Annotated in this window: 19 protein-coding genes and 6 tRNA genes; 11 read left to right on the plus strand and 14 right to left on the minus strand. The window is 69.0% G+C overall.

Translation table 11 applies throughout. The features are described 5' to 3' along the window. Positions 1–3 precede the first annotated feature (3 nt). The 5 genes from ACP4J3_RS42260 to ACP4J3_RS42280 form a co-directional block, all read right to left on the minus strand. On the minus strand, positions 4–780 hold the full coding sequence (locus ACP4J3_RS42260; RefSeq protein ID WP_426542093.1) for an ABC transporter permease: 777 nt from the start codon (positions 778–780) through the stop codon (positions 4–6). Then, positions 777–1,742, minus strand: a complete 966-nt coding sequence (locus tag ACP4J3_RS42265) for an ABC transporter ATP-binding protein (RefSeq protein WP_426542095.1) — start codon at positions 1,740–1,742, stop codon at positions 777–779. Before ACP4J3_RS42265 ends, ACP4J3_RS42260 begins: the two co-directional genes overlap by 4 nt. Positions 1,743–1,911: 169 nt before the next feature. After that, a tRNA-Gly gene (locus tag ACP4J3_RS42270) sits at positions 1,912–1,984 on the minus strand. An 80-nt stretch (positions 1,985–2,064) separates the two neighbouring features. Next, a tRNA-Gly gene (locus ACP4J3_RS42275) sits at positions 2,065–2,136 on the minus strand. Between the two features lie 124 nt (positions 2,137–2,260). Further along, on the minus strand, positions 2,261–2,578 hold the full coding sequence (locus tag ACP4J3_RS42280) for a histone-like nucleoid-structuring protein Lsr2 (protein WP_426542097.1): 318 nt from the start codon (positions 2,576–2,578) through the stop codon (positions 2,261–2,263). Between the two features lie 279 nt (positions 2,579–2,857). Here ACP4J3_RS42280 and purS point away from each other — a divergent pair, with 279 nt between their 5' ends. The 8 genes from purS to purM all read left to right on the plus strand — a co-directional run bounded on the left by purS (position 2,858) and on the right by purM (position 11,049). Further along, positions 2,858–3,121 (plus strand): phosphoribosylformylglycinamidine synthase subunit PurS, encoded by a 264-nt coding sequence (gene purS / locus ACP4J3_RS42285; RefSeq protein WP_361665493.1) that lies wholly within the window; start codon positions 2,858–2,860, stop codon positions 3,119–3,121. After that, the gene (gene purQ, locus ACP4J3_RS42290; RefSeq protein ID WP_194044197.1) at positions 3,118–3,798 is read left to right on the plus strand and encodes a phosphoribosylformylglycinamidine synthase subunit PurQ; all 681 of its coding nucleotides are present in this window, start codon (positions 3,118–3,120) and stop codon (positions 3,796–3,798) included. The genes purS and purQ overlap by 4 nt, the downstream gene beginning before the upstream one ends. Further along, a complete protein-coding gene (gene purL / locus ACP4J3_RS42295) occupies positions 3,795–6,053 on the plus strand; it encodes a phosphoribosylformylglycinamidine synthase subunit PurL (protein WP_426542100.1) in 2,259 nt (752 codons plus the stop codon). The genes purQ and purL overlap by 4 nt, the downstream gene beginning before the upstream one ends. Before the next feature lie 101 nt (positions 6,054–6,154). Further along, a complete protein-coding gene (locus tag ACP4J3_RS42300; protein WP_426542102.1) occupies positions 6,155–6,655 on the plus strand; it encodes an ArsR/SmtB family transcription factor in 501 nt (166 codons plus the stop codon). Between the two features lie 56 nt (positions 6,656–6,711). Beyond that, positions 6,712–7,506, plus strand: a complete 795-nt coding sequence (locus tag ACP4J3_RS42305; protein WP_426542104.1) for a sterol carrier family protein — start codon at positions 6,712–6,714, stop codon at positions 7,504–7,506. Between the two features lie 71 nt (positions 7,507–7,577). Beyond that, positions 7,578–8,348, plus strand: a complete 771-nt coding sequence (locus tag ACP4J3_RS42310) for an META domain-containing protein (RefSeq protein WP_426542106.1) — start codon at positions 7,578–7,580, stop codon at positions 8,346–8,348. 61 nt (positions 8,349–8,409) lie between these two features. Beyond that, complete coding sequence (gene purF, locus ACP4J3_RS42315) at positions 8,410–9,939, plus strand: amidophosphoribosyltransferase (protein ID WP_426542108.1); 1,530 nt, start codon at positions 8,410–8,412, stop codon at positions 9,937–9,939. Between the two features lie 42 nt (positions 9,940–9,981). After that, positions 9,982–11,049 (plus strand): phosphoribosylformylglycinamidine cyclo-ligase, encoded by a 1,068-nt coding sequence (gene purM / locus ACP4J3_RS42320; protein WP_426542110.1) that lies wholly within the window; start codon positions 9,982–9,984, stop codon positions 11,047–11,049. An 89-nt stretch (positions 11,050–11,138) separates the two neighbouring features. Here the strand turns inward: purM and ACP4J3_RS42325 are convergent, their stop codons facing one another. Both ACP4J3_RS42325 and ACP4J3_RS42330 read right to left on the minus strand, forming a co-directional pair. Further along, complete coding sequence (locus ACP4J3_RS42325; protein WP_426542112.1) at positions 11,139–11,390, minus strand: DUF3073 domain-containing protein; 252 nt, start codon at positions 11,388–11,390, stop codon at positions 11,139–11,141. 306 nt (positions 11,391–11,696) lie between these two features. Beyond that, positions 11,697–12,785 carry a Leu/Phe/Val dehydrogenase gene (locus ACP4J3_RS42330; RefSeq protein ID WP_426542114.1) on the minus strand — a complete coding sequence of 363 codons (1,089 nt, stop codon included), beginning with the start codon at positions 12,783–12,785 and terminating at the stop codon, positions 11,697–11,699. Positions 12,786–13,007: 222 nt separating this feature from the next. On the opposite strand from ACP4J3_RS42330, the gene ACP4J3_RS42335 reads away from it, so the two are divergent. Then, positions 13,008–13,850 (plus strand): hypothetical protein, encoded by an 843-nt coding sequence (locus ACP4J3_RS42335; RefSeq protein WP_426542116.1) that lies wholly within the window; start codon positions 13,008–13,010, stop codon positions 13,848–13,850. Positions 13,851–14,475: 625 nt separating this feature from the next. Next, positions 14,476–14,682: a developmental transcriptional regulator BldC gene (gene bldC / locus ACP4J3_RS42340; RefSeq protein WP_003949541.1), complete on the plus strand. Its 207-nt coding sequence runs from the start codon at positions 14,476–14,478 to the stop codon at positions 14,680–14,682. Between the two features lie 547 nt (positions 14,683–15,229). Here the strand turns inward: bldC and ACP4J3_RS42345 are convergent. The 7 genes from ACP4J3_RS42345 to ACP4J3_RS42375 all read right to left on the minus strand — a co-directional run bounded on the left by ACP4J3_RS42345 (position 15,230) and on the right by ACP4J3_RS42375 (position 21,952). After that, complete coding sequence (locus ACP4J3_RS42345; protein ID WP_194044217.1) at positions 15,230–15,424, minus strand: DUF6274 family protein; 195 nt, start codon at positions 15,422–15,424, stop codon at positions 15,230–15,232. A gap of 290 nt (positions 15,425–15,714) precedes the next feature. Next, positions 15,715–15,789 (minus strand) — tRNA-Asp (locus tag ACP4J3_RS42350). A gap of 93 nt (positions 15,790–15,882) precedes the next feature. After that, the gene (gene hrpA / locus ACP4J3_RS42355; protein ID WP_426542118.1) at positions 15,883–19,860 is read right to left on the minus strand and encodes an ATP-dependent RNA helicase HrpA; all 3,978 of its coding nucleotides are present in this window, start codon (positions 19,858–19,860) and stop codon (positions 15,883–15,885) included. A 153-nt stretch (positions 19,861–20,013) separates the two neighbouring features. After that, positions 20,014–20,087 (minus strand) — tRNA-Phe (locus ACP4J3_RS42360). 25 nt (positions 20,088–20,112) lie between these two features. After that, positions 20,113–20,187: transfer RNA gene (locus ACP4J3_RS42365), tRNA-Asp, on the minus strand. A 37-nt stretch (positions 20,188–20,224) separates the two neighbouring features. Continuing rightward, positions 20,225–20,297, minus strand: a tRNA-Glu gene (locus ACP4J3_RS42370). A gap of 80 nt (positions 20,298–20,377) precedes the next feature. Then, positions 20,378–21,952: a metallophosphoesterase family protein gene (locus tag ACP4J3_RS42375; RefSeq protein ID WP_426542120.1), complete on the minus strand. Its 1,575-nt coding sequence runs from the start codon at positions 21,950–21,952 to the stop codon at positions 20,378–20,380. Positions 21,953–22,037: 85 nt separating this feature from the next. On the opposite strand from ACP4J3_RS42375, the gene ACP4J3_RS42380 reads away from it, so the two are divergent. Further along, the gene (locus ACP4J3_RS42380) at positions 22,038–22,388 is read left to right on the plus strand and encodes a metallopeptidase family protein (RefSeq protein ID WP_426542122.1); all 351 of its coding nucleotides are present in this window, start codon (positions 22,038–22,040) and stop codon (positions 22,386–22,388) included. Positions 22,389–22,813: the final 425 nt, after the last annotated feature.

Genomic DNA, 22,813 nt, shown 5'->3' on the forward strand with positions numbered 1-22,813 from the left:
ACGTCAACGCCGTGGTTCCCACCGGAACCACCGCCCTACAGCAAACACGCCCACGGCCGTCCAGGCCAGCGCGGTCATGACAGCCCCCACGGCCTCGTACGCCGACAGGTCACCGGTCCAGCCGCCGCGCACCAGGGTGATCACGGGCGACAGCGGGAGCAGTTCGAGGATCGACGCCACCCGGTCGGGCAGCAGCTCCAGCGGGACGGCGATGCCGGAGCCGATCATCGACACCATCACCAGCGGCAACGCGGTGACCTGGGCGTTCTCCACGGTCCGGGTGAAGGCCGAGGTGACGGCGGCCAGGGCCGCGCACATCAGCAGGCCGAGCAGCAGCCCGATGACGGCTAGGTGGGGCGCCTTCGGCGCCGACAGATCGAGCAGGGCGGTGCAGCCGACGGCCAGGACCAGGGACTGCACCAGGCCGACGGTGACGGCCGGCAGCGCGGCCCCGGTGAGGATCTCGACGTCGCGCACCTCGCCGGTGCGCAGCCGCTTCAGGACCAGTTCCTCGCGCCGCCCGACGAAGACGCTGACGAGCGACGAGTACACGGCGAACAGCAGCGAGAACCCGACGGCACCGGGCAGCAGCACCATTCCGACGCTGAGCCCGTTCTCCTCGAGGTCCATGTCCTCGACCACCGACCGCACACTGAACGGCAGCACCAGCGGTATGAACACCGCCGCGACGATCATGGCCTTGCTCCGCACGAACAGCGTCAGCTCGGCCCGCCCGAGCGCCGCGACGCGCCCCATGGGCGTGGTCATCGTCCTGCTCATGCCGCGTACTCCTTCGCCGACTTCTGCACCGCGCCGGAAGCCTCCCGCGCGATCCCCAGGAACGCCTCCTCCAGCGAGGCCGACCGCACATCCAGCCGCCGCAGCTCCACCCCGGCCCCCTCGGCCCACACCAGCAGCCCGGTCGCCGCCCGCTGCAACTGACGGGTCCGCAGCCGTACGGCCCGCCCGTCGACCTCGTGCCCGGACACGCCCAGCTCGCCGAGCGGCGGCAGGTCGCCCAGGAAGTAGCCCTCGGGCAGTTCGAAGGTGATCCGCGACGGCTGGGCCGCGGTCACCTCGGCCGGCGTCCCGGCCGCCGCGATCCGCCCCTCGTGCAGGATCGCGAGCCGGTCGGCGAGTCCCTCGGCCTCCTCCAGGTAGTGCGTGGTCAGCAGCACAGTCGTCCCGGTGTCGCGCAGCTCCCGCACCAACTCCCAGGTGTCCCGGCGCCCTTCGGCGTCCAGCCCGGTGGTCGGCTCGTCCAGGAACAGCACCTCGGGATCCCCGAGCAGCGCGAGCGCCAGGTCCAGGCGCCGCCGCTCACCTCCGGACAACTGCTTGACCCGTACGTCGCCCTTCCCGCCGAGCCCGACCCGCTCCAGCACCTCCAGCGGAGGGCGCGCCCCGCTCACGCACCCCTGCCACATCCGCGCGGTCTCGGCGACGGTCAGCTCGGAGGGAAAGCCGCCCTCCTGCAACATCACCCCGGTCCGCGGCCGTACGACGGCCCGCTCGGCGTAGGGGTCGTGCCCGAGCACCCGCACCCACCCCCCGGCGGGCCGGGCGAGCCCTTCCAGCAACTCGACGGTCGACGTCTTGCCGGCGCCGTTCGTCCCGAGCAGCGCGAAGACCTCTCCGCGGTCCACGGAGAAGGAGACGCCGCACACCGCCTCGAACCCGCCCCCGTACACACGTCGCAGATCGGTGACCTCAATCACGTGTTCGTGTTCGTTGATGTTCATGCCCTCAGCGTCCCCGCGACCGGGGCCCGGCAGCAGTGCGCGCTGTCATCACTGCGCATGACAAATGTCAGGCGGACACTCGATCTCGATGGGGGGCACGTGGGGGTATGTGGGGGGCATGTGGGGACATGAAAAACCCCGGACCAACTGGACCGGGGTTTCTCTCAAGAGCGGACGACGAGGCTCGAACTCGCGACCTCAACCTTGGCAAGGTTGCGCTCTACCAACTGAGCTACGTCCGCATTGCCCCCGACCGGCTCTCACCGATCGGTGCGAGCACCAGCCTACCTGATCCACAACAGTGGTCCGGACGGCGGTGCAGAGCGGGTGACAGGAATTGCACACTGCGCCTTCCCCCTGGAAGGGGGATGTTCTGCTACTGAACTACACCCGCAAGTACTCCGATGGGCCGGGCCTGTCGGCCTTGCCCCTCGGCGTGCTCCAGACTCTAGCTGATCAGGAGGGGTGCAGCGCAAGTCGGTTCTCCCGAGGGGCGGATGACCTGTCGTCGGCCGGGCTCAGCGCGCCGAGGCGAACGCCTCGTAGACCCTCTTGGGGATGCGGCCGCGGGCCGGCACCTCCATCTTGTTGGCCTGCGCCCAGGCCCGGACGGCGGCCGGGTCGGGGGCTACCTCGGTCTGCTTGTACGCCTTGCCTGACTTCGACCGCTTGCGGCCGGCTTCCACGTAGGGCGCGAGTGCCTTACGCAGTTTCTTGGCATTGGTTTCATTCAGGTCGATCTCGTACGACTTGCCGTCGAGTCCGAAGGCGATCGTTTCCGCCGCTTCTGAGCCGTCGATGTCGTCAAAGAGAGTGACCACGACCTTCTGCGCCACGAATATCGGTCCCTTCGTGCGGCACGCTGACAATTCATTTGTACAGTGCCTGGCAATGTATTGTGAAGCTCGACTAAATCCTCCCGCGTGTCCAGAGCGCAATAGGTATCAGGTGTCGATCCGGGATCTTTTCCGGAACTTTTCATCGACAGGCCCTCTCCCGTCGCCTCGTGACAGTCGTCACGTAGTTTCCTACAAGTCGACGCGCGTAGAAATTTTGTGCGGGTAGTCTGAAACCACTGCAGGAACCTGCTCAGCACCACACCACCGGGAGTGCACGTGGCACGCGTCGTAGTCGACGTCATGCTCAAGCCGGAGATCCTCGACCCCCAGGGCCAGGCGGTGCAGCGCGCACTGCCGCGGCTGGGATTCGAGGGGATCTCCGACGTACGTCAGGGAAAGCGTTTCGAACTGGAAGTTGAGGGGCCGGTGGACGACGCCGCGCTCGCCCGCATCCACGATCTTGCGGAATCCTTCCTCGCCAACACCGTGATCGAGGACTTCACCGTCAAGGTGGAGGAAGTCGCGGAGGCGGCGAAGTGACCGCTCGTATTGGCGTCGTCACTTTCCCGGGAAGTCTCGACGACCGGGACACCCAGCGCGCGATCCGCCTCGCGGGCGCCGAACCGGTCGCCCTGTGGCACAAGGACAAGAACCTCCACCAGGTCGACGCGGTCGTGCTGCCCGGCGGATTCTCCTATGGCGACTATCTGCGGGCCGGCGCCATCTCCCGCTTCTCGCCGGTGATGGAGACCGTCATCGAGCAGGCGAAGGCCGGACTGCCGGTCCTCGGCATCTGCAACGGCTTCCAGATCCTCACCGAGGCCCACCTCCTCCCGGGCGGGATGCTCGGCAACGACCACCTGCACTTCATCTGCCGCGACCAGAAGCTGCGGGTGGAGAACGCGCAGACCTCCTGGACCAGCGACTACAGCGCCGGCCAGGAGATCCACATCCCGCTGAAGAACATGGACGGCCGGTACGTGGCCGACCAGTACACCCTCGACAAGCTCGAGGCCGAGGGCCGGGTCGCGTTCCGTTACCTGGACTTCAACCCGAACGGCTCGCTCAACGACATCGCCGGCATCACCAACGAGGCCGGCAACGTCGTAGGCCTGATGCCGCACCCGGAGCACGCCGTCGAGCCCCTCATCGGGTCGGGCCGCACCGACGGCCTCCCCTTCTTCACCTCGATCCTCAAGAAGCTGGTCAACGCATGAGCCGGACGCCTCTGGACACGGTCGAGCACGCGACCGAGACCCCCGACGTCGAGCTGCCCTGGGCCGAACTCGGCCTGAAGAAGGACGAGTACGAGCGGATCGTGGAGATCCTCGGCCGCCGCCCGACCGGCGCCGAGCTGGCCATGTACTCCGTCATGTGGTCCGAGCACTGCTCGTACAAGTCCTCCAAGGTCCACCTGCGCCAGTTCGGCGAGAAGGCCCCGCAGTCGGATGCTCTGCTCGTCGGCATCGGTGAGAACGCGGGCGTGGTGGACGTCGGCCAGGGCTACGCGGTCACCTTCAAGGTGGAGTCGCACAACCACCCGTCGTATGTCGAGCCCTATCAGGGTGCGGCGACCGGCGTCGGCGGCATCGTCCGCGACATCATCGCGATGGGCGCCCGCCCGGTGGCGGTCGTGGACCCCCTGCGCTTCGGCGCGGCGGACCACCCGGACACCAAGCGCGTCCTGCCGGGCGTCGTCGCCGGCATCGGCGGCTACGGCAACTGCCTGGGCCTGCCCAACATCGGCGGCGAGGTCGTCTTCGACTCCTGCTACCAGGGAAACCCGCTGGTCAACGCCGGTGCCATCGGCGTCATGCGGCACGAGGACATCCACCTCGCGAAGGCGTCCGGCGCGGGCAACAAGGTCATCCTCTACGGCGCCCGCACGGGCGGCGACGGCATCGGCGGCGCGTCGATCCTGGCGAGCGAGACCTTCGACGACGCGAAGCCGAGCAAGCGCCCGGCGGTCCAGGTGGGCGACCCCTTCCAGGAGAAGCTCCTCATCGAGTGCACCCTGGAGGCCTTCAAGGAGAAGCTGGTCGTCGGCATCCAGGACCTGGGCGCGGCGGGCTTGTCCTGCGCCACCTCCGAGCTGGCCTCCAACGGCTCCGGCGGCATGCGCGTGACCCTGGACGACGTACCCCTGCGCGACTCGACGCTCTCCCCCGAGGAGATCCTCATGAGCGAGTCGCAGGAACGCATGTGCGCGGTCGTCGAGCCGGAGAAGGTCGACCGCTTCCTGGAGATCTGCGAGAAGTGGGACGTCATCGCCACGGTCATCGGTGAGGTCACCGACGGCGACCGCCTCGAGATCTACTGGCACGGCGGCAAGATCGTCGACGTCGACCCGCGTACCGTGGCGCACGAGGGCCCGGTCTACGAGCGCCCGTACGCCCGCCCATCCTGGCAGGACGAGCTCCAGGCCGACGACGCCAACAAGCTGCCGCGCCCGGCGACCTCGGCCGAGCTGAAGGACCAGGTCCTGAAGCTGGTCGCGTCCCCCAACCAGGCCTCCAAGAAGTGGGTCACGTCCCAGTACGACCACTTCGTGCAGGGCAACACCGTCCTCGCCCAGCCCGAGGACTCCGGCATGATCCGCATCGACGAGGAGAGCGGCCTGGGCGTCGCCATCGCGACGGACGGCAACGGGCGCTACGCCAAGCTGGACCCGTACGCGGGCGCCCAGCTGGCGCTGGCGGAGGCCTACCGGAACGTGGCGACGACGGGCGCCAAGCCCCTCGCGGTCTCCGACTGCCTGAACTTCGGCTCGCCCGAGGACCCGGCGGTGATGTGGCAGTTCGCGGAGGCGGTGCGCGGACTGGCCGACGCCTGCCAGCAGTTGGGCACCCCGGTGACCGGCGGCAATGTCTCCCTCTACAACCAGACGGGCGAGGCGGCGATCCACCCCACCCCGGTCGTGGCCGTCCTCGGCGTCATCGACGACGTGGCCCGCCGCACGCCGGTCGCCTTCCAGGAGGAGGGCCAGCTCCTGTACCTCCTCGGCGACACGCGTGAGGAGTTCAGCGGCTCGGCCTGGTCCCAGGTGATCCACGACCACCTCGGCGGCCTGCCCCCGCAGGTGGACCTGGAGCGCGAGCGCCTCCTCGCGGAGATCCTGATCTCGGCCTCCCGCGACGGCATGATCGACTCCGCGCACGACCTGTCCGACGGCGGCCTGATCCAGGCGGTCGTGGAGTCGGCCCTTCTGGGCGGCAAGGGCGCGCGTCTGATCATCCCCGACGGTCTGGACGCCTTCACCTTCCTCTTCTCCGAGTCGGCGGGGCGTGCCGTCGTCGCCGTCCCGCGCTCCGAGGAGGTCCGCTTCAACGACATGTGCGGCGCCCGTGGCCTGCCGGCCACCCGCATCGGTGTCGTGGACGGTGACGCGGTCGACCTTCAGGGTGAGTTCGTGCTGCCCCTGGAGGAGCTGCGCGACCTGCACGAGGGGACGATCCCGGCGCTGCTGGCCTGACCCACACCACCCGAGGGCTCCCGCTCACCCGAACGAGCGGGAGCCCTCGTACTGTGCGGCCGCCGTTGCGGGTAATTACGTAGTTCCGCACAATCGAGGCCGTGAGCCTCGAACAACGCGTTGCCGACCTGGAGCGACGGCTGGCAGCGCTGGAGAGCGCCCAGCACACCACCCCCCGCCTCGGCGAGGGCGACTTCTGGGCCCTGCAAGGGCTCAAGGACCAGTTGGCCGAACTGGGAGCGACCGACGGAGGCGTCCTGTTCACCGGCACCGTACGGCTGCCGACCGGTGAGCGGTACGACTGGCAGCACGGCAGCCTCACCGAGGGCCTGCTGGGCGACGACTGGACCGACTCCGCCGAATCGTTCGCCGCGCTCGGCCACCCGGTCCGGCTGCGACTGCTCCGCGAGATCCTGGGCGGCCGCCGCACCGCGGCCGAACTGGCCGACCTGGAAGAGATCGGCACGACGGGCCAGATCTACCACCACCTACGCCAACTGACCGGCACAGGCTGGCTCCACACAACCGGCCGGGGCCGCTACGAGGTCCCACCGGGCCGGGTCGTACCCCTGCTGGTGGCACTGTCGACGGCACGGCCGTAGCGCCCGCACCCCAGGCACAACACGTCCCCCTACGCACCCCGCATAGGCTGCCCCCCATGCCCCCGGCCAAGAAGCGCACCCGCACCTACGACCCGGCCAAGATCCGCACCGCGGTGCTCACCCAGTTCAGGCACGTACGCCAGGCCGTACACACCCTCACCGACGAGCAGCTGGCGCTCCCCACGCGCCTGCCGGGCTGGACCGTACGGGATCTCGCCGCGCACCTGACCATGGCCGTGGAAACCGTCAGCCGCAACCTGGAGCGCGACGAGCCGGCCAAGCCCGAACTCGCCCTCCTGGACTGGCCCTTCGCCACCGCCGTCCGGGCGGATGACATCGCGGACGACACCCGCCACCTCGCCGCGGCCCACCCCGACCTCGACACCCTCTACGCCCACACCGAGGCCCGCCTCACGCAGGCGCTGGACGCATCCGGCGACCGCGTCCTCGCCGCACGCACCGGCGCCATCACCCTCGCCGACTACCTGGTCACCCGTACCGTCGAACTCGTCGTCCACACCGACGACCTGAACGCCGCCGTCCCCGGCCTCGACGTCCCCTACGACCGCCAGGCCCTCGCCGCCTGCACCCGCCTCCTCGCCGACGCCCTCGCCACGAAGGCGCCCGGCGGCTCGACCGAGGTGCGGATCCCGCCGTATGCCGTCGTGCAGTGCGTCGAAGGGCCGAGGCACACCCGGGGCACCCCGCCGAACGTCGTCGAGGCCGACCCGCTGACCTGGATCCGGCTGGCGACCGGACGGCTGACGTGGCAGGAGGCCGTTACGGAGGCCAAGGTGAGCGCGAGTGGGGAGCGTGCCGACCTGGGCGGATTGCTGCCGCTCATGGGGTGACTGCCGGGAAACGGAACCGAGCGGAACCGGTCCCGCGCCCCTCCCGTCCCACCGGCATGGACACACTCGGCATGGACACAAAGCGACTGGCCGCCCTCGCCGCCCTCACCCTCCTCCCGCTGGCCGCCGCCTGCGGCACCGAGGACGCGGGCAGCGACACGGTCGGCGCCGCGCCGTCGGCGGCCGTCACCGGCGTCCACTGGGCGATCGACGACGTCACCGTCGACGGAAAGAAGAGCGCCGCCCCGACCGGCACCTACCTGCGGATCGCCGACGGCGGCAAGGTCAAGGGCAACCTCGGCTGCAACAACTTCAGCGCCGAGGCCGCCTTCGCCGACAGCCACGTCACCTTCGACAAGATGCAGTCGACCGAGATGGCCTGTGAGGGCGTGCCTGCCAACTTCGAGCAGACCCTTGCCCGCACCCTCGCCGACGGCGACCTCACCGCCGAGGTCAAGGACGGCAAGCTCACCCTCACCACGGCGGACGGCGACCGAGTGGCCCTCAGCAAGCAGGACGCCGCCCCGCTCAAGGGCACGAAGTGGACCGTCACCAGCCCCGACGCCGACGGCAAGGCCCACCTCACCTTCGACCGGAAGACCGGACAGGTCAGCGGCAGCCTCGGCTGCAACAAGGTGAAGGCGACGGCGACGTTCCGCGACGGCAGTATCACGCTCGGCACCGCGTCCACCACCCGAATGATGTGCGACACCTCACTCATGGATGCGGAGAAGACCCTCCTGGGACTCTTCGACGGGACGGTGAAGTACGCGGTCGATCATCGCAACCTCACTCTGACCAGCGAAAACGGTGAGCGCGTGACCGCGACCGCCGACGAGTGATCCTTTACGGTCGCGTATCCCCAATTCGGACCAGTGGTCGATCTCGCCTACACTCGATGCCGTGCCACGTGGTGACGGTCGACTCAATCACGATCTGCTCCCCGGCGAGAAAGGCCCCCAGGACGCGTGTGGCGTCTTCGGTGTCTGGGCTCCGGGCGAAGAGGTCGCAAAGCTCACGTACTTCGGGCTCTACGCCCTCCAGCATCGGGGCCAGGAATCCGCGGGAATCGCGGTCAGCAACGGCTCCCAGATCCTCGTCTTCAAGGACATGGGCCTCGTCTCCCAGGTCTTCGACGAGACCTCGCTCGGTTCGCTCCAGGGTCACATCGCGGTCGGTCACGCCCGCTACTCGACCACCGGCGCCTCCGTATGGGAGAACGCCCAGCCGACGTTCCGCGCCACCGCGCACGGCTCCATCGCGCTCGGCCACAACGGCAACCTGGTCAACACGGCCCAGCTCGCCGAGATGGTCGCCGACCTGCCCAAGCAGGAGGGCGGCCGCACCCCGCGCGTCGCGGCCACCAACGACACCGACCTGCTCACCGCGCTGCTCGCGGCCCAGGTCGACGAGGACGGCAAGCCGCTGACCATCGAGGAGGCGGCCCATGTCGTCCTCCCGCAGGTCAAGGGCGCCTTCAGCCTCGTCTTCATGGACGAGCACACCCTCTACGCCGCCCGCGACCCGCAGGGCATCCGCCCGCTGGTCCTCGGCCGCCTGGAGCGCGGCTGGGTCGCCGCGTCCGAGACCGCCGCTCTCGACATCGTCGGCGCCAGCTTCGTCCGCGAGATCGAGCCGGGCGAGTTCGTCGCCATCGACGAGAACGGCCTGCGCAGCTCCCGATTCGCGGAAGCGAAGCCCAAGGGCTGTGTCTTCGAGTACGTGTACCTGGCCCGCCCCGACACCGACATCGCCGGCCGGAACGTCTACCTCTCCCGCGTGGAGATGGGCCGCAAGCTCGCGAAGGAAGCCCCGGTCGAGGCCGACCTGGTCATAGCGACCCCGGAGTCCGGCACCCCGGCCGCCATCGGCTACGCGGAGGCCAGCGGCATCCCGTTCGGCGCCGGCCTGGTGAAGAACGCGTACGTCGGCCGTACGTTCATCCAGCCCTCGCAGACCATCCGCCAGCTCGGCATCCGTCTGAAGCTGAACCCGCTGAAGGAAGTCATCAAGGGCAAGCGACTGGTCGTCGTCGACGACTCGATCGTGCGCGGCAACACCCAGCGGGCGCTGGTGCGGATGCTCCGTGAGGCGGGCGCCGCGGAGGTCCACATCCGGATTTCCTCGCCGCCGGTGAAGTGGCCCTGCTTCTTCGGCATCGACTTCGCCACCCGCGCCGAGCTCATCGCCAACGGCATGTCGATCGAGGAGATCGGCACCTCGATGGGCGCCGACTCGCTGGCGTACATCTCCATCGACGGCATGATCGAGGCGACCACCATCGCCAAGCCGAACCTGTGCCGCGCCTGCTTCGACGGCGAGTACCCGATGGAGCTCCCGGACCCCGAACTGCTCGGCAAGCAGCTCCTGGAGACCGAGCTCGCGGCCGGTACGGCCGCCCCGGCCGCCGTCGACGCGATCCGTCGCCCGTAAATCCCGTCAGTCCTGCCGTACGACACGAAAGCTCTCGCAGTCATGTCTGAGACAACTGGTGCCAGCTACGCAGCCGCGGGCGTCGACATCGAAGCGGGCGACCGCGCGGTCGAGCTGATGAAGGAGTGGGTGAAGAAGACCCAGCGGCCCGAGGTCCTCGGCGGCCTCGGCGGTTTCGCCGGCCTCTTCGACGCCTCCGCCCTCAAGCGCTACGAGCGCCCGCTGCTGGCCTCCGCCACCGACGGCGTCGGCACCAAGGTCGACGTCGCGCGTCAGATGGGCGTCTATGACACCATCGGCCACGACCTGGTCGCCATGGTCATGGACGACATCGTGGTGTGCGGCGCCGAGCCGCTGTTCATGACCGACTACATCTGTGTCGGCAAGGTCCACCCCGAGCGGGTCGCCGCCATCGTCAAGGGCATCGCCGAGGGCTGTGTGCTCGCCGGCTGCGCCCTGGTGGGCGGCGAGACGGCAGAGCACCCGGGGCTGCTGGGCGCGGACGACTTCGACGTCGCCGGCGCCGGCACGGGCGTCGTGGAGGCCGACCGGCTGCTGGGCCCGGATCGCATCCGTACGGGTGACGCGGTGATCGCCATGGCGGCGTCCGGCCTTCACTCGAACGGGTACTCGCTGGTCCGCCACGTGCTGCTGAACCAGGCCGGTCTCGCCCTGGACGCGCGGATCGACGAGCTGGGCCGCACTCTCGGCGAGGAGCTGCTGGAGCCCACCAAGATCTACTCGCTGGACTGTCTGGCCCTCACCCGCACCACCGATGTGCACGCCTTCAGCCACATCACCGGTGGCGGTCTGGCCGCCAACCTGGCCCGGGTGATCCCGGACGACCTGCACGCGACCGTCGACCGCTCCACCTGGACCCCGGCCCCGATCTTCGACCTCGTCGGCCGGACGGGTCAGGTCGAGCGCCTGGAGCTGGAGAAGACCCTGAACATGGGCGTCGGCATGATCGCGATCGTGCCGGAGGAGTCCGCGGACGTCGCCCTGGCGACACTGGCCGACCGTGGGGTCGACGCCTGGGTCGCAGGCGAGATCACGGACCGGGGCGAGCACACCACTGGTGCCGCCCTCATCGGTACGTATTCAAATTAAACCCGCCGCGAGCTGAGAACCGCGAAGGCAGCGCAAAACCCGGTCCGGCGGGTAAACCGCTCAGGACCGGGTCAGGCACTGCTGGACAGTCAAGCGCCGCGGCGTTGTTGCGACGTGGGACCGGACTCGTCGTCCTCGTCCTCGTCGTCGTTGTAGAGATCCGCGTACTGGGCGTACGGGTCGTCGTCTTCGTCGTCCTCGAACGGCTCGCCGTTCGGCGGCTGGCTCGAAGTCGAAGCGCCCAGCTCGTTGGCCAGACGCGTCAGGTCAGTCCCGCCGCTGTTGTACTTCAGCTGGCGGGCGACCTTCGTCTGCTTGGCCTTGGCCCGGCCGCGCCCCATGGCTCGACCCCCTCGGTGACGGGGCTCGACGGCCCCAGAGTCTCGACACGCGTTCATGATCTGGAACGGACTCTCCATGGAGAGGCCGGTCCGTAGGGCTTCCACGGTACCTGAGCCCGCGCCCATACGGTACGTCGCCCGCAGCACAGGCGTGTGCTCAGGACCTTCGAGGTGCCCCGTCCTCGCTGGTCAACCGCGATTTTAACCACTTACTGGCGGTCGACCCGCCGGTAGAAGTGAGAGTTCTCTCCAACTGCCCACCGGCGGGTACCGGTCAAACCTGTGCTAGGGCCCCGGTTCGGCGATTCAGTGCGCTGCGCGGGCCTCCGCCATCCGCTGCTCGGCGATCCGGTCGGCCGCGGCGGCCGGCGGAATCCCGTCCGTCTTCGCACGTGCGAATATGGCCAGCGTGGTGTCGTAGATCTTCGCGGCCTTCGCCTTGCACCGGTCGAAGTCGAAGCCGTGCAGCTCGTCGGCGACCTGGATGACACCGCCGGCGTTCACCACGTAGTCGGGCGCGTAGAGGATCCCGCGGTCGGCGAGGTCCTTCTCGACGCCCGGGTGGGCGAGCTGGTTGTTGGCCGCGCCGCACACCACCTGGGCGGTCAGCACCGGCACGGTGTCGTCGTTCAGGGCCCCGCCGAGCGCGCACGGGGCATAGATGTCGAGGCCCTCGACGCGGATCAGGGTCGCGGTGTCGGCGACGGCGGTGACGCCCGTCGGATGGGCCGCGAGGATGCGGCCGACGGCCTCCTCGCGGACATCGGTGATGACGACCTCGGCGCCCTCCGCCCGCAGGTGCTCCACCAGGTGGTGGCCGACCTTGCCGACCCCCGCGATACCGACCTTGCGGCCGCGCAGCGACGGGTCGCCCCACAGGTGCTGGGCGGAGGCCCGCATGCCCTGGTAGGCGCCGAAGGCGGTGAGCACGGAGGAGTCGCCGGCGCCGCCGTTCTCGGGGGAGCGGCCGGTGGTCCAGCGGCACTCGCGGGCCACGACGTCCATGTCGGCGACGTATGTACCGACGTCGCACGCGGTGACGTAGCGGCCGCCCAGCGAGGCCACGAAGCGGCCGTAGGTCAGCAGCAGCTCCTCGCTCTTGATCGTCTGCGGATCGCCGATGATCACGGCTTTGCCGCCGCCGTGGTCGAGTCCGGCCATGGCGTTCTTGTACGACATCCCGCGCGCGAGGTTCAGCGCGTCGGCGACGGCGTCCTCCTCGGTGGCGTACGGGTAGAAGCGCGTACCGCCGAGGGCGGGGCCCAGGGCGGTGGAGTGGATGGCGATGACGGCCTTGAGGCCGCTGGCTCGGTCCTGGCAGAGCACGACTTGCTCATGACCCCCCTGGTCCGAGTGGAACAGGGTGTGCAGGACGCCGTGTGTTACGTCGGTCACTGTGGTGACTCCTGAGTACGGTGCGGCGATTGGAGCGAGCTCCCGTACGGGTGGCGGGTGCTGTTGAGCATGAGATTAGACCCGCGAGCGCCCGTCCAACCCGCAGTGCTCAGGATCACCTACTCCCGGAGTACGCCCGTGCGACGATTTGCATAGTTTTCCCGCACGTTTGTCAGCGGGTTTCGCAGGTTTCCCTGGCAGACGGCGGGGGAGGGAGCAGGCGTGCCCAAGGTGTCCTCGGTGATCGTCCCGTACACGACCTATCTGCGGGTGTACGAGCCGCTGGCGGCCTTCCCGGAGCCGGAGCGCGGCCACTGGGCCCGTTACGCCCGCCGTCCCGACCGTCCCTCGTACCAGGACGAACTGCGCCGCTCCCTGGCGGACTTGCTGCCCACCCCGCCCGTGGCCGTGCCGGTGCACGAGAGCAGCGACGCCTTCGTGCTGGAGATCGACGGGGTGCTGTGCGTGTGCCCGTGGCGCACCCGGCTGCGCGGCTGGCAGGCGCTGGGGGAGCTCCCCGAGGAGCTGCCGAAGCCGGTCCTTGACGCGGTGCTGCCGGAGGTCGTACGGCGCCAGGCGGCCCAGGACTACGAGCGCTGGCTGGCCCGCAACCCGGACGCCCGGCCGTGGATCCGCACCTCGACCTGGCAGGTGCCGCTGCACTGGTTCGTGCTGGTGTCGGACGAGGAGCGGCGCTTCGACAAGGGCTCCGGCGAGGTGCCGCCGATGCTGCGCTACCGGACGCCGATGGTGCAGGCCCGGCGGCGCGTGGCGCGGGCCCTGCGGACGCTGAAGGACACCATCGACGAGGGCCCCCTCATCGACGGTCTGGTGGACGTCGGGCGCTGGCTGGAGGAGTTCCACCCGCGCTCCCTGGTCGAGCTGGACTACGGCGGCCTGGTGCACACCCTGCCGGCCGGCGAGCTGGAGGACGACCACTCGGCGGCCGATGTGGCCGACGGCATCGAGGCGCTGCGCCGGGGCGAAGGGACGGGCGCCGGGGAGGCGTACGCGCGGCTCGTGGAGCGGTGGCGGGCGGTGCGGGACCGGCGTTCGGCCAACTGAGCCGGCCGGTGTGATCCAGGGCACGATGGCGCGCGTGATCCAAGGCACAGCGGCTCGTGTGACCCAAGACACAGCAGCTCGTGTGATCTGACGCACTGTGTGACGTAACGAACTGGCGTTTGACGGGCCGCCCGTTTTGGGGTTTCGTGCTCCTTCTGGGGTTTCTGATGTCTCGTCAACATGGGGCGTAGGCCTCGATCCGGGCGTATGCATCAAGCATGAGTCAACGCGCGCAAGCGTGACGGAATGCACGTACGCGGCTCTTGCGCCCCTAACCCCTCCTCGTGCCAAAATAGGACAAGGAGTCCGGGGAGGGCTCTAGCTCGACATTGCACGCTTTGGGGGGTCTTGAGACTCCTGCACGCCACTGTGACTGATCGTCACAGTGGCGTGACTGTCCGCTATGGCATGGTCCATCGGCTTCCGTCGCTGATGAACACCTGGGAGGGCAATTCCATCGGTTTGGCCGACGCGGCTGGACAGATGGTGTAGTTGTAGTGCCGAGGACAAGCCGTTCGTCCTATAACCGACTCGACTCGCGTCCGCCATTTCGGGCAACGCGGGTCAAGGTGCAGAATTTAGAGGAAAGAACCGAGAAGGTTCGGTTCTCCCGAGGAGGCCGCTCATGACCGCTCGCACCCCTGATGCCGAGCCGCTGCTGACCCCGGCTGAGGTCGCCACCATGTTCCGCGTGGACCCCAAGACGGTCACGCGGTGGGCGAAGGCCGGGAAGCTTACTTCCATCCGTACGCTCGGCGGACACCGCCGTTACCGCGAGGCTGAGGTCCGCGCTCTGCTCGCGGGTATCCCGCAGCAGCGCAGCGAGGCCTGAACAACTCCATAACCGGGCAAAACGGCAGTTCCCCCAACTCGCCGCGGCGCCCGGACCCTAGCTCCAAGCGACGCGGGTCCTGCCCCAACAGGGCCCACGCCCAAGCCGCACAGAGCACTTCAGGCACGCAACAAGGGTGCGTCGTCGATCGCGCTGGACTCCGCCGGGTCCAGCGCGATCTTTTTGTGCGCCCGGCGCCTGCCGGCGGGTGCCTGTGAGCGGCCTTGTCGGACTCTGGGGAGGGGTGTCGGATCTCCTGTGGACTCACGCTGTGTGACCGGCGAGTGGGGGCCGTGTGTGTGCCCGGGGTGTGCGGGGACTGTGTCCGACGAGGCTCGGAACCCGTCGGGAACCGGGTGCAATTGCACATATTAAATTGACCAGTTGTAGGAGGGGTGTAAGTCCTACTCGGTCGGAAACTTATACGGTGACACCCGTCACATGCCAGGGTGCTTGTTGCTTCTGCCCCAGGTGCGCTAATGGGGCTCAGGTGATCCAGTTGCCCGTAGCGAGGCGGGAGTTGGCGCCGTGACGTGACCGCCGTGCGTCACGCGGTGGACGGGGCCTCCTCCTCGGCGACCTCGTCCCGGACCGGCCGGTAGCTGCGCGTACCGGGATCCATCGCCAGCCGCAGCAGGCGGTGGCATATCGGGCAGTGCCGGGTGAGATGCCGGTAGGAGGAGGCGGCCGACAGGTGCGCGCGGAGCAGCGCCCGCGTCTCGTGCCTAGCCGATGCCGCCATACGCCACCTCCAGGGGCCACGCGAGAAAGAGCCCTGATTTCTGGGTACCGAGCGAATGTGACGCCGTCAAGGCGACGGGGGACTCCGTCGGTGGCGCCGTGCTGTGGGTGCCCGGCGCGTTGAGGGCGCCCGCGCCGCCCCTGGCCGCCCCCTGGGGACCTGCGGCCCCCAGACCCCCGCTTCGGCCCTGAACGGGCCTCGTCCTCAAACGCCGGACGAGTGGCGCCGGGACCGGGACATGAGGAAGGGCCCGCATCCGTTGTCGGATACGGGCCCTTCTCACTTCACTGCGGTCCTGACGGGATTTGAACCCGCGGCCTCCACCTTGACAGGGTGGCGAGCACTCCAAACTGCTCCACAGGACCAGGTTTCGCTGCGCCATTCGTGCGTTGCGCTGCGAGAAGAGACTGTACAGGAGGGTGAGCCCCTGGTCGAACTCACCCAGCGTGCATGACCCGTTACGGCGCCAGCGCGTCGATCGCCTTCACAATCCGCTTGTCGGAGATCGGGTACGCCGTGCCCAGCGCGTGCGCGAAATAGCTGACGCGCAGTTCCTCCAGCATCCAGCGGACGTCCAGCACCTGCTGCGGCACCGGCCGCCCCTGCGGCATCTGCTCCAGCAGCCAGGCGTACTCGTCCTGCATCTCGTGGACCTTTTCCATACGCGTGGTGTCCCGCTGGACGTTCGTCGGCATCTGCTGCACGCGACGGTCCACCGCGATCAGGTAGCGCATCAGGTCGGGCAGCCGGCGCAGCCCCGCCTCGGTCACGAAACCCGGCTTCACCAGCGCGTCGAGTTGCTTGCGCACATCCGTGAGGTTTGCCAGCAGGGCAGGGCTGCGCACGCCCTTCAGACGGCGCTCGGCGGCCTGCCAGGCGGCGAGGACCTGCTGCACCTGGCCCACCGCACGCACCGTCGTGTCCACGATCTCGGCACGCACCTTGTCGTACAGCTTCCGATACGACTCCTCGTCCCACGCCGGCCCCCCGAAGTCACCTATCAGCTTGTCCGCCGCCGCCATCGCGCAGTCGTCGAACAGGGCCGGGACCGAGCCGTGCGGGTTGGCGGACAGAGCGAGCTTCTGCGCGTTCGTGAGGCGATCGCTCGCGAACTTCGCCGGATTGACCGGGATGTTGCGCAGGATCAGCCGCCGCGTGCCCCGCCACATCGCCTGCGCCTGCTCCGCCTCCGTGTCGAAGAGGCGGACCGAGACCGTGTCGCCGTCGTCCACGAGCGCCGGGTACGCCTTCACCGGCTGGCCGGCCCGGCGGGTCTCGAAGACGCGGGTGAGCGAGCCGATGGTCCAGTCGGTCAGGCCCTTGCGCTCCACAGACTCGCCGCCCTGGCGGGAGGCCGTCGCCGCCGCGGCCTGCGACAGGGCCTTCCGCGCCTTCGGCTTCAGGCGGAGCCTCAGGGACTCCAGGTCCTTGTCCTCGGCCAGCTTGCGGCGCCGCTCGTCGACGATCCGGAAGGTGACGCGCAGATGGTCCGGGACCTTCGCCCAGTCGAAGTCGTCCGCCTCGAAGGGGACGCCGACCATGCGCTTCAGCTCCCGCGCCATCGTCACCGTCAGCGGTTCCTGCAGGGGCACGGCCGTATCGAGGAACCGCTTCGCGAAGTTCGGCGCCGGCACATAGTTACGCCGGATCGGCTTCGGGAGGGAGCGGATCAGCTCCGTCACCAACTCCTCCCGCAGACCCGGGATCTGCCAGTCGAAGCCCTCGTCCGTGACCTGGTTGAGAACCTGGAGCGGGACATGCACCGTCACACCGTCCGCGTCCGCACCCGGCTCGAACTGGTACGTCACCCGGAACTTCAGCGGCCCCTGCCGCCACGAGTCGGGATAGTCGGCCTTGGTGACCGCCTCCGCCGACTCCCGGATCAGCATCTCCCGCTCGAAGTCCAGGAACTCCGGCTCCTCGTGCCGCTTGCGCTTCCACCAGGAGTCGAAATGGGCACCCGACACCACCTGTTCGGGAACCCGCTGGTCATAGAAGTCGAACAGCGTCTCGTCGTCGACCACGATGTCCCGGCGCCGCGCCCGGTGCTCCAGCTCCTCGACCTCGCTGAGGAGCTTGCGGTTGTCGGCGAAGAACTTGTGATGCGTACGCCAGTCACCCTCGACCAGGGCGTTGCGGATGAACAGCTCCCGGCTGACCTCGGGGTCGACACGGCCGTAGTTGACCTTGCGCTGGGCGACGATCGGAACGCCGTACAGCGTCACCTTCTCGTACGCCATCACCGCCGCCTGGTCCTTCTCCCAGTGCGGTTCGGAATACGTCCGCTTCAGCAGATGCCCCGCCAGCGGCTCGACCCACTCCGGCTCGATCCGGGCGTTGACCCGGGCCCACAGCCGGGACGTCTCCACCAGCTCCGCCGACATCACGAACCGCGGAGGCTTCTTGAAGAGCGCCGAGCCCGGGAAGATCGCGAACTTCGCGTTCCGGGCGCCCAGGTACTCGTTACGGCCGCCCTCCTTGCGCCCGGCCGGCCCCGAGTCCTTGGACTCCTTCACATCCTTCATGCCGATGTGCGAGAGGAGCCCGGCGAGGAGGGAGATGTGGATGCGATCCGCGGGGGCGTCGTCCTCGTTCAGATGGATGCCCATCTGCTTGGCCACGGTCCGCAGCTGCGTGTAGATGTCCTGCCACTCGCGGATGCGCAGGAAGTTCAGATACTCCTGCTTGCACATGCGACGGAAGGAGGACGACCCGCGCTCGCGCTGCTGCTCACGCACATAGCGCCACAGATTGAGGTACGCGAGGAAATCGCTGGTCTCGTCCTTGAAGCGGGCATGCTGCTGATCGGCCTGCGCCTGCTTGTCGGACGGACGCTCCCGCGGATCCTGGATGGACAGCGCGGCCGCTATGACCATGACCTCACGGACACAGCCGTTCCGGTCGGCCTCCAGAACCATGCGCGCCAGCCGCGGGTCGACAGGAAGCTGAGCGAGCTTGCGGCCGGTGTCCGTGAGCCGCTTGCGCACGTCCTTCTGCGTCGGGTCCAGCGCGCCCAGCTCCTGCAGAAGCTGCACACCGTCGCGGATGTTGCGATGGTCCGGCGGGTCGATGAACGGGAACTTCTCGATGTCGCCGAGGCCGGCCGCGGTCATCTGCAGGATGACGGAGGCGAGGTTCGTACGGAGGATCTCCGCGTCCGTGAACTCCGGCCGCGCGAGGAAGTCCTCCTCGCTGTACAGCCGGATACAGATGCCGTCACTGGTGCGGCCGCAGCGGCCCTTGCGCTGGTTGGCGCTGGCCTGGGAAATCGGCTCGATCGGGAGCCGCTGCACCTTCGTGCGATGGCTGTACCGGCTGATACGGGCGAAGCCCGGATCGATGACGTACTTGATGCCCGGAACGGTCAGGGACGTCTCGGCGACATTCGTCGCCAGAACGATCCTGCGCCCGGTGTGCTGCTGGAAGACACGGTGCTGCTCCGCGTGCGAGAGGCGGGCATACAGCGGCAGGATCTCAGTGAACCGGAACTGCTTCTTCGTCAGCGCGTCCGCCGTGTCCCGGATCTCCCGCTCACCTGAGAGAAAGACGAGGATGTCGCCCTTCCCCTCCCCCATCAGCTCCTCGACCGCGTCCGTGATCGCGGTGATCTGATCCCGGTCGGTGTCCTCGGAGTCCTCCTCGAGCAGCGGCCGGTAGCGCACCTCCACCGGATACGTCCGCCCGCTCACCTCGATGATCGGGGCGTCGCCGAAATGCCGCGAGAACCGCTCGGGATCGATGGTCGCCGACGTGATGACGACCTTCAGATCGGGCCGCCTCGGCAGCAGCTGCGCGAGGTACCCCAGCAGGAAGTCGATGTTGAGGGACCGCTCGTGCGCCTCGTCGATGATGATCGTGTCGTAGGCGCGCAGCTCACGGTCGGTCTGGATCTCGGCGAGCAGGATGCCGTCCGTCATCAGCTTGATGAAGGTGCCCTCGGGATTGACCTGATCGGTGAACCGCACCTTCCAGCCCACCGACTCACCGAGCGGCGTGTCCAGCTCCTCCGCGACCCGCTCGGCGACGGTACGAGCCGCGATACGCCGGGGCTGGGTGTGCCCGATCATCCCTCTGACGCCGCGCCCCAGCTCCAGACAGATCTTCGGGATCTGGGTCGTCTTCCCCGAACCGGTCTCACCGGCCACGATCACGACCTGGTGATCCCGGATGGCAGCCGCGATCTCATCCCGCTTCTGGCTGACCGGCAACTGCTCGGGATAGCCCACGGCAGGCACCCGGCCCCGGCGTGCGGCGATCCGCTCCTCGCCCTTGACGATCTCCGCCTCGATCTCACCGAGCACAGCGGCGCGAGCCTCGGGCTTACGAATCTTGCGCGCACCCTCGAGCCGCCGCCCGAGCCGATGCGCATCACGCAGCGAAAGCTCGGACAGACGGGGGGCGAGGGAGCCTAGGGCGGGGGCAGGGTGCGTAGACATACGCGGTCCAGGATCTCACCTCGCCCAAATCACTGGCTAACCATTTGATCCGGGGCAGGGTGGCGAGTGGGGAGGGTGGGGAGGGTTGGGGTGGCGAGAAAAAACCCCCTCGGGAAGATCCCGGAGGGGGTGAGTACCCGGTGAGGGCGGTTGTGGCTGGGGCCGGGGTCGAACCGGCGACCTTCCGCTTTTCAGGCGGACGCTCGTACCAACTGAGCTACCCAGCCGTGAGGGCTTCGAGAACCCTCACAGCGGTCCTGACGGGATTTGAACCCGCGGCCTCCACCTTGACAGGGTGGCGAGCACTCCAAACTGCTCCACAGGACCAAGCGATGCGTACGACAGTGTCGCACACCGTACTGCGTGCCCCCAACGGGATTCGAACCCGTGCTACCGCCTTGAAAGGGCGGCGTCCTAGGCCGCTAGACGATGAGGGCTATCGGCCCGCCTGGGCGCTTCTCAGCGCGTCGGGGACGTGAGAAGCATATGGGATGTCGGGAGGTATCGCCAAAACGGTTTACGGGGTGGGTGCGAGGGAGGGGGACAGGGGCGGGGACGGGGAGTCCGTCGCGCCCGGCTGGTTCTCTTCGACCAGGTGGCGTCGTACCTCCGCGGTGGTCAGGCCGAGGCCGCCGAGTTCGATCTCGTCCCAGGCCTGGAGGCGGCGGGTGGCGCGGTCGAAGTAGAGGACCGAGGTCTGGATGGGGTCGGGGTGCTTGCCTTCCACCGCGCGCAGTCCGCTGCCGCCGGTGGAGCCCTCGATGCGCAGGCGGGTGCCGTAGGGCAGCAGCTCGGTCTCCTGGTGGTGGATGTGGCCGGCCAGGGCCAGCGGGACCTCGCCGTCGGTCTGGCGGGCTGCCACCGGTTCGTGCGCGACGGCGACGTCGACGGGGGTGCCGGCGGCTTTCTGGTCGCGCAGGGCGGTGGCGAGGCGGGCGCCGGCGAGCTCGTTGGCGGCGTCGCCGCCGGGGACCGTCGAGCGGTCGGGGGTGAACTGGGGGTCGCCGATGCCGGCGAAGCGCAGGCCCGCGATGTTCGCCGCCCTGCCGTCGTCGAGGACGTGGACGTTCTTGAGATCTTCCAGGTAGCGCTGGGTGACGCGGGAGTCGTGGTTGCCGCGGACCCAGACGTAGGGGGCGCCGAGGTCCTCGATGGGGTCGAGGAAGCCGTTCTCGGCGGCGGTGCCGTGGTCCATGGTGTCGCCGGAGTCGACGATGACGTCGATCTTGTACTGGTCGACGAGGGAGGCGACGATCTTCCAGCTCGCCGGGTTGAGGTGGATGTCGGAGACGTGCAGGACGCGGATGGTGCTGGGGTCGGGGGCGTAGGCGGGCAGGGTGGAGGTGGCGTCGTAGAGCTTGGTGACGTTGGTGACGAGGCGGGCCAACTCCTTTTGGTAGACGTCGAATTCGGTGACGATGCTGCGCGCGTTGCCGACGAGGGACGGGGCGGAGGAGAGGAGTCCTGAGAACTTCGGTTCCAGGACGGACTCGGGGTTCCAGGTGGCGTAGGCCGTGCCGCCGGATGCGGCCAGGAGGGTGAGGGCGAGGCCGCCGGCGGCCAGGGCGCGGCGGGGGCGGCGGTAGACGGCGAGGCCGAGGGCGGCGGCGCCGGTGACGACGGCGACGCAGCTTCGCAGGGCGAGGTCGCGGGTGCCGTGGCCGACGTCGTGGGTGACTTCGTCCTGGAGGCCGGAGAGGCGTTCGGGGTGGTCGACGAGGGCCTGGGCGCGTTCGGGGTCGAGCTGGTCGACGTTGACGTCGAGGCGGACGGGGGCGATGTGGCTGTCCAGGCGGAGGGCGCCGAGCGGGGAGACGTTGATCTTGGTGCCGCCGGTGACGGAGGGGCGCAGGGTCATCGTCGTGTCCATGGGGCCGACGGGGACGCGCACGTTGCCGACGACGAGCAGGCCGAGCCAGGCGCCGAGGAGGACGACGGCGACGAGGCCGAGGGCGCGGCTCCAGGGGTGGGGCTGGGTGACGAGTTCGAGGGTGGGGAGGGGGCGGCGGGTGGCGTAACGGCGGGCGAGGCTGCGCGGGGCCCTGGGGAGGTGACCGAGGGCCTTCATGACTGCGGCGGAGACGCGGGCCATTGGTCCCGTATGCCCAAGCGCGGGAGCGGATATGCGGGGCCGTTGGCGGCTCCTTCACGGCCGTGTCGTACCCGACAATGGCCCTGTGCTGGAGATGACACGCGAGGAGTTCGAGGAACTGGTCGCCGAGGCGCTGGACCGGATTCCGCCGGAGTTGACGCGGCTGATGGACAACGTCGCGGTGTTCGTCGAGGACGAACCGCCGAAGGACGATCCCGAGCTGCTCGGGTTGTACGAGGGGACTCCGCTGACGGATCGGGGCGAGTGGTACGCCGGGGTGCTGCCGGACCGGATCACGATCTACCGGGGGCCGACGTTGCGGATGTGTGCGTCGCGGGAGGAGGTCGTCGAGGAGACCGAGGTGACGGTGGTGCATGAGATCGCGCATCACTTCGGGATCGACGACGAGCGGCTGCACGCGCTCGGGTACGGGTGAGCGGGCCGGTGTGCGGCGGGCGGTCCGGCTTGTTCGGGGCGCGTGTCCTCTTGTGGGCGGCGGGAGTTGGGCATGTTGACTTCTTCGCCCGCCACTGGAGGTGGCCACCGTGCGCCCCTTGTCTGTACCTGTCCGTCTGGCTGCCACGGTGGTGGCCGTCGCCGCTGCCGCCGGCTGTATGAGCGTGGGCGACGACGGTGGTGGCGGGGATGCGAAGCCGTCGCATTCGGCCGGGCAGCGCGGTGGCGAGGCGCCGGACGGGGGGTCGGCCGTGTCGGGTGGCGGGACCGGGTACGGGGCGCATGCGGACGGTGGCGAGCGGGACAGGGCGAAGGGTGAGCGGAAGGGCGGGAAGGGGGCTGAGGAGTCGGCGTCCGCGTCGGTCTCGCCGTCTGCGGAGGTGAGTGCGTCGGTCCCGGCGGGGG

Source organism: Streptomyces sp. UG1 (genome assembly GCF_049974585.1).
In the GTDB taxonomy this organism is placed as follows: domain Bacteria; phylum Actinomycetota; class Actinomycetes; order Streptomycetales; family Streptomycetaceae; genus Streptomyces.